The organism is Peptidiphaga sp. (assembly GCF_057238965.1).
In genome coordinates, this window is sequence record NZ_DBHHEV010000010.1 from 34,416 (window position 1) to 40,684 (window position 6,269).

Annotated in this window: 5 protein-coding genes and 1 pseudogene; 5 read left to right on the plus strand and 1 reads right to left on the minus strand. The window is 65.5% G+C overall.

What is annotated here, in order from left to right; translation table 11 throughout:
- Nucleotides 1-200: 200 nt before the first annotated feature.
- The 3 genes from ACO48X_RS02625 to epsC all read left to right on the plus strand — a co-directional run bounded on the left by ACO48X_RS02625 (nucleotide 201) and on the right by epsC (nucleotide 2,952).
- Nucleotides 201-863 carry an IMPACT family protein gene (locus ACO48X_RS02625; RefSeq protein WP_485000265.1) on the plus strand — a complete coding sequence of 221 codons (663 nt, stop codon included), beginning with the start codon at nucleotides 201-203 and terminating at the stop codon, nucleotides 861-863.
- 478 nt (nucleotides 864-1,341) lie between these two features.
- Nucleotides 1,342-2,277 carry a cysteine synthase A gene (cysK, locus tag ACO48X_RS02630; protein WP_485000267.1) on the plus strand — a complete coding sequence of 312 codons (936 nt, stop codon included), beginning with the start codon at nucleotides 1,342-1,344 and terminating at the stop codon, nucleotides 2,275-2,277.
- Between the two features lie 99 nt (nucleotides 2,278-2,376).
- Nucleotides 2,377-2,952: a serine O-acetyltransferase EpsC gene (epsC, locus tag ACO48X_RS02635; protein WP_485000269.1), complete on the plus strand. Its 576-nt coding sequence runs from the start codon at nucleotides 2,377-2,379 to the stop codon at nucleotides 2,950-2,952.
- Nucleotides 2,953-2,977: 25 nt separating this feature from the next.
- Here the strand turns inward: epsC and ACO48X_RS02640 are convergent, their stop codons facing one another.
- Nucleotides 2,978-3,430, minus strand: a complete 453-nt coding sequence (locus ACO48X_RS02640; protein WP_485000271.1) for a ribose-5-phosphate isomerase — start codon at nucleotides 3,428-3,430, stop codon at nucleotides 2,978-2,980.
- Between the two features lie 68 nt (nucleotides 3,431-3,498).
- Between ACO48X_RS02640 and ACO48X_RS02645 the strand changes: the two genes are divergently transcribed.
- Complete coding sequence (locus ACO48X_RS02645) at nucleotides 3,499-5,565, plus strand: M13 family metallopeptidase (RefSeq protein WP_485000273.1); 2,067 nt, start codon at nucleotides 3,499-3,501, stop codon at nucleotides 5,563-5,565.
- A gap of 202 nt (nucleotides 5,566-5,767) precedes the next feature.
- Nucleotides 5,768-6,269 (plus strand): annotated as a pseudogene (locus tag ACO48X_RS02650) (peptidase M13); the annotation flags it as partial.

The window sequence follows — 6,269 nt, forward strand, 5'->3', positions numbered from 1 at the left end:
GCCGACGCCATCTGTCCAAAGGCCTCTCCGACCTCGACGGGGAGGATTTGCTCACATCCCCGCCTTCCGGCGGCGCAACGCCTCCCGCGCGAGCTTATACAGCCAGGCCCGGCAGCGCGAACTGAAACGGGCGCCGCTGCGGTCGGTAGGATCCACGCCGTCTTCAAGGCAGACGGCCCTTCAGGGCGGACAATGGAACCGTGAGCGAATTCCTCCTTACTCCGTCCGCACGGCTCTCTCACGAGATCGAGGTGAAGAAATCCCGTTTTCTCACCCTCGTCGCCAGGGTCTCCACGCCGGCCGAAGCCCGCGAGGTCGTGAACGAGAGGAAAGCCGCCATGCCCGACGCCCGCCATCATTGCGCCGCCTTCGTCGTCTCGGCCGACGGCGCCCAGCCTTTCTCCCATTCTTCGGACGACGGCGAGCCCTCGGGAACGGCGGGGCGTCCGATGCTCGACGTGCTCGCCGGTTCGAAACTCGTCGACGTCGTGGCCGTCGTCACGCGATATTTCGGCGGAACGCTGCTCGGCACGGGCGGCTTGGTGCGCGCCTATTCCGACTCCGTGCGCGAATGCCTCGAAGGCGCGCCCGTCGTCGTCCGGGACAACGTCCCAGCGTGGTCCGCGGCTCTCCCCCACGCCGACGCCGGCCGCTATCTTTCCGAGCTGGCCGGAATCGGCGCGAGCGTCGAGCCCGCGTACGAGGCGGGCGGGGTCCGCGTCGTCGTCGCCCACCCCGACGCCGACGCCGTCGCCAGCCTTTTCGCCCGGCTGTCCTCGGGAAGCATTCGACCCGAACCGGCGGGAACAAGAACCGTCGAGACGCCGGCGGGCGCGATCCGCAACGGCTCTGCGATTCGCTGAGGGCAACTGCTCGACGAAAGGCTGACCCGTCAAGAGACGATGGACCGCGCCGCGTCAAGAGACGATGGCCCGCACCGCTCCGCAAGACAATGGCCCGCACCGCTCCGCGAGAGAAAATGTCCCGTCGCAAAAGCCGATCGTCAGGAGGCGCTCAACCGCATACGGACGCGGATCCGCTGGACCGAGACAAACGCCGCATTGCGGCGAATCGACTGGACATTGCGCCCTCGGTGTGAAAAAGTAACGCGAGTAAACGACATGACGGAAAGGACGAGGCCATGGTCTTCGCCATCGCTCCCACCTCGGTTCCGTGCATGTGCTGTATGTGTCTTTAGGGCGTCGAGCTTTATAGGTGCGCGTCCGCGCACGCTCTCGGCGCTCACAACGGTTCGCGCGCGACCACAGTCCACGCGCACTGTGCGCTCCCGGCAAAACAGCGCATTTCCCTAATCCATTCACGTCGAACCCAAGGAAAAACATGTCGAAAGTATTCGCCAACGCAACGGAACTCGTTGGCCGCACGCCCCTCGTCCGCATCAACAGGCTCGCCGACGGCGCCGATGCGACCGTCCTGGCGAAGCTCGAATTCTACAATCCCGCGAATTCGGTGAAGGACCGCATCGCGGTCGCCATCATCGACGCCGCAGTCGCCTCGGGCAAGCTCCCCGAGGGAGGGACGATCGTCGAAGGAACCTCCGGCAACACGGGAATCGGGCTCGCCTGGGTCGGAGCGGCCCGCGGATACAAGGTCATTCTCACGATGCCCTCCTCCATGTCGAAAGAGCGGCGCGCGCTGCTGCGCGCCTTCGGGGCGGAGCTCGTTCTGACCGAGCCTGCGCTGGGAATGCGCGGCGCCGTCGACAAAGCGAAGGAGATCGTGGCCTCGACGGACGGCGCAATCCTCGCCTCGCAGTTCGCGAACGAGGCGAACCCCGCAGTCCACGAGAAGACGACCGGCGAAGAGATCTGGGAAGACACCGACGGCAAGGTCGACTACCTCGTCTCCGGCATCGGCACGGGAGGCACAATCACCGGCGCCGGCCGCGCGCTGCGCCGCCACAACCCGCAGATCAAGCTCATCGCCGTCGAACCCGCCGAATCCCCGCTCCTTTCGGACGGCAAGGCCGGCCCCCACAAGATCCAGGGGCTTGGAGCCAACTTCGTTCCCGACGTCCTCGACACCGACCTTTACGACGAGGTCGTCACGGTCTCCTCCGACGAGGCCATCGCGCAGGCGCGGCGGGCCGCCACCGACGAGGGCCTGCTTGTGGGCATCTCCTCCGGCGCGGCCCTCGCTGCCGCCGTCGAGATCGCCAAACGGCCCGAGGCCGCGGGCAAGACGATCGTCGCGATCATCCCCGACTTCGGCGAGCGCTATGTTTCGACGGCGCTCTTCGAAGGCTTGGTCGATTGACGAACGTGGGCGGCGCTGAAGCTGAAGCGCCGCCCACGCCCTCCTCGCGGCAGACCGTCCGTCCGCAAACGCGAGCCCTCACACGAAAGGACCAGCCCGATGCGCCCGCCCCGCTTTCTCCAAACCGTCCGCGAAGACATTCAGGCCGCCCGCGAACACGACCCCGCTGCAAAATCGAACGTCGAGGTGGCGCTCTCCTACCCTGGAATTCATGCGATTTGGGGCCACCGCCTCGCCCACGCCATGTGGAAGAAATCGCCGAGGCTCCGCGTGCCGGCCCGCCTCGTCTCCCAGGCGGTGCGCGCGTTGACCGGAATCGAAATTCACCCCGGCGCAACCATCGGGCGGCGCTTTTTCATCGCCCACGGAATGGGCGTCGTCCTCGGCGAAACGGCCGAGGTGGGCGACGACTGCATGCTCTACCACGGCGTGACCCTGGGCGGGACGGCACTCGTGGACAAGAAGCGGCACCCGACGTTGGGCAACGGCGTCGTCGTCGGCGCGGGGGCCAAAATACTGGGTCCGGTAACCGTGGGCAACGGCTCCCACATCGGAGCCAATGCCGTTGTCATCAAAGACGTGCCGGACGATTCGACGGCCGTCGGCGTTCCCGCCACGTCTCGCAGCAGAAAGCGGGAAGACGCCTTCTACATCGATCCGGCGATCTGGATCTGAGGGCCGTCGGCGCTCTTTGAGGCCGTCAGCGCTCCGAGGACTCGTACTGCGCCACGAGGTCGATGCGCCGCTGATGCCGTTCGTCTCCGCTGAAGGACGTGCCGATGAACAGCTCGACGAAGGAAAGCGCCTCCTCGTGTCCGTGCTGGCGCGCGCCTATCGCGACGACGTTCGCGTCATTGTGCTCCCGCCCGAGCCTCGCGGTCTCAAGGTTCCACGCGAGGGCCGCCCGCACTCCCCTGACTTTGTTCGCCGCTATCTGCTCGCCGTTTCCAGAGCCTCCGATGACGATCCCCAGGCTGCCGGGGTCGGCCGCCACGGCCTCGCCGCAAGCGATGCACATGGGCGGGTAATCGTCCATCGGATCATATGAATGGGCGCCGTGGTCGACCACCTCGTGGCCTCCTTCGCGGAGCTTGCCCGCGATGTATTCCTTGAGTTCGAACCCCGCGTGGTCCGTTGCAATGTGTATCCGCATGCAGACATGATACCGGTCACCGATCGGCCCAAAACACGCGCCCGCGGGCCAGCCGCTAGGATTGCCCCATGGGATACAGCGAGAGAGCATCGATATTCGACGGCAACGATCCGAAGACGCGAGTTCAAGACGACGTCTTTCGCGCCGTCAACGGCGGATGGATGGAGACGACCGAGATTCCCGAAGACCTTCCGTGGATCGGCAGCTTCGTCGAACTGGTCCTTCAAGCGGAAAAGCACGTGAGGGAGATCATCGAGGACCTCGCGAAGACTGAAGAAACCGCTGCGCATCCGGGCAGGCACGCGCAGCGCAACGGGGCCGAACAGACGGGTGGAAATGCCAACGAGAGCGGCGAGGCGCATAAAGACGCGCACAAAATCGGCGCCCTTTTTTCCTCGTGGATGGACGTCGATGCTCTGAACGCCAAGGGAACCGCTCCTTTGCGGGCCGACCTCGCCCCGGTCGAGGCCGCAACGGACCGCGATGGCCTCGCGCGCGTCGTCGGCGAACTCCTGGCCGCGGGAGTGCCGACCTTCTTCGACTGGGACATCGACGCCGATCTGGCGGACCCCGACAGATACGTCGCCTTCTTCGAGCAGTCCGGCCTCGGCCTTCCCGACGAGGCGTACTACCGCGAGGAGCAGCACGCCGAAACCTTGGCCAAGTACTCGGATTTCGTGCCAAGGCTCCTGGCCCTCGGCTACGGCCTCAGCGAGGAGGCGGCGCGAGCCCAGGCCGACGTCGTCCTTCGCTTGGAGACCGCGATCGCCTCCGCCCACATGAACGTCGTCGACGCGCGCGACGCCGACAAACTCAACAACCCGTTCGTCTGGGCCGATTTCGTCGAATCGGCGCCCGGCTTCGCCTGGAACGCCGCGTTGGCGGGCGCCCAGATGCCGGTGGACGGCTCTTCCGACGTGATCGTCATGCAGCCGCACGCTTTGCGCGAGGCAGCGCGCCTGTGGGCCGAAACCCCGCTTGCCGACCTCAAGGCTTACACGCGCTGGCGCATTCTCCGTGCGAGGGCCACGTTCCTCACCGAGGAGATCGACCGGGCAAACTTCGACTTCTACGGCAAGGTGCTGCGCGGAACCGCCCAGCAGCGCGAGCGGTGGAAGCGCGGGGTCGCCGTCGTCGAGGACGCGCTCGGAGAAGCCCTGGGAAGAGAGTACGTGGCCCGGCATTTTCCGCCCGAACACAAGGAAAAGATGCTCCAGCTGGTCGGCGACCTGCTGGAGGCCTACCGCCGATCGATCTCTGCCCTCGACTGGATGGGCGAAGAAACCAAGGCCAGAGCCCTGGCGAAAGTGGACGCTTTCTCGCTCAAGATCGGATACCCCGACGAGTGGCGGGATTACTCAGATCTGAAAGTGGGCGAGGACCTCGTCGACAACATTCGCGCCGCAAACAGGTGGGAGAACGCAAGGGACTTCGCCAAGCTCGGCAAGCCGATGGACCGCTCCGAATGGCTGATGTTTCCGCAGACCGTCAACGCCTATTACTATCCCGTGTGGAACGAGATCGTCTTCCCGGCCGCCATCCTCCAATTCCCCTTCTTCGACCCCGAACGCGACGCCGCTTTGAACTACGGCGCGATCGGGGCGGTCATCGGCCACGAAATCGGCCACGGATTCGACGATCGGGGATCGAGGTTCGACGCCGACGGCGCCATCCGCAATTGGTGGACCGACGCCGACCGCGCCGCCTTCGAGGAACGCACTCACGCCCTGGTCGCCCAATACGACGCCTACATCCCCGCCGAGCTCGGCCCCGACGGGCCGCACGTCAACGGACGCCTGACCCTGGGCGAAAACATCGGCGACCTCGGCGGCCTGTCCATCGCCCTCAAAGCCTACGAAATCGCCCTCGAACGCGAAGGAAAAACCCTCGACGACGCCGATGTCCTCGACGGACACACGGCCGCCCAGCGATTCTTCCTCTCCTATGCCCGGTCCTGGAGGGAAAAAATGAGGCGAGAATTCCTCGAAACGACCGTGGCGACGGACGAGCATCCGCCGAGCGAGTTTCGCGCCAACGGGGTGGTTAAGAACATCGACGCCTTCGCCGAAGCCTTCGGCCTCCAACCCGGCGACGCCCTCTACCTGCCGCCTGAGGAGCGCGTGCGCATCTGGTAGGAGCAACCCGGCGCCCAGGCGGCAGACATTGCGCGCCCCGCCTTAAAGGCAGACGCTGGGCGCGCAACAACTTAGCGGAAAACCGCGCGTCACAACTTGGCGGAAAACGGCGCATGACAATTTAGTGGAAAACACTGTGCGCATTGCGCAATGTCCGCGCGGCGAACTCGCCTGGGCAGGCGGGCTCTGAGACACTACTCTCATGTCCAACGAATCCCTTGCCCGCGTCCTCGACGGCGCGGACCCCGCTGTCCGAATGCAAGACGATCTGTTCCGCGCGGTAAACGGCGCGTGGATACGAGACAAGGAGATACCTGCCGATCTCGCGTCCTACGGCTCCTTCGTCAAGCTTCGGCTCGAATCGGAAGCGAATGTGCGGGCAATCATCGAGGACCTCGCGTCAGGCGAGCAGGAAGGGGACGCCAAGAAGATATCCGACCTCTTCTCTTCCTGGATGGACACGGACACGCTCAACCGGCTGGGCGTGGCTCCGTTGGGCAAAGACCTTGAACTCGTCGAGGCTGCCTCGAGCCACGACGAGCTCGCCGAAGCCGTCGGCTCGCTCATGGCCACCGGCGTTGCGTCGTTCTTCTCCGTCGGCGTCGGCACCGACATCAACGACCCCAGCCGGTACGTGACGTTCCTGGGACAGTCCGGCCTCGGCCTTCCCGACGAGGCGTACTACCGCGAGGAGCAGCACGCCG

Coding starts and splice junctions, on each gene's coding strand:
- epsC (WP_485000269.1), top strand. CDS start 2,377: ATGCGCCCGCCCCGCTTTCTCCAAACCGTCCGCGAAGACATTCAGGCC.
- cysK (WP_485000267.1), top strand. CDS start 1,342: ATGTCGAAAGTATTCGCCAACGCAACGGAACTCGTTGGCCGCACGCCC.
- ACO48X_RS02645 (WP_485000273.1), top strand. CDS start 3,499: ATGGGATACAGCGAGAGAGCATCGATATTCGACGGCAACGATCCGAAG.
- ACO48X_RS02640 (WP_485000271.1), bottom strand. CDS start 3,430: ATGCGGATACACATTGCAACGGACCACGCGGGGTTCGAACTCAAGGAA.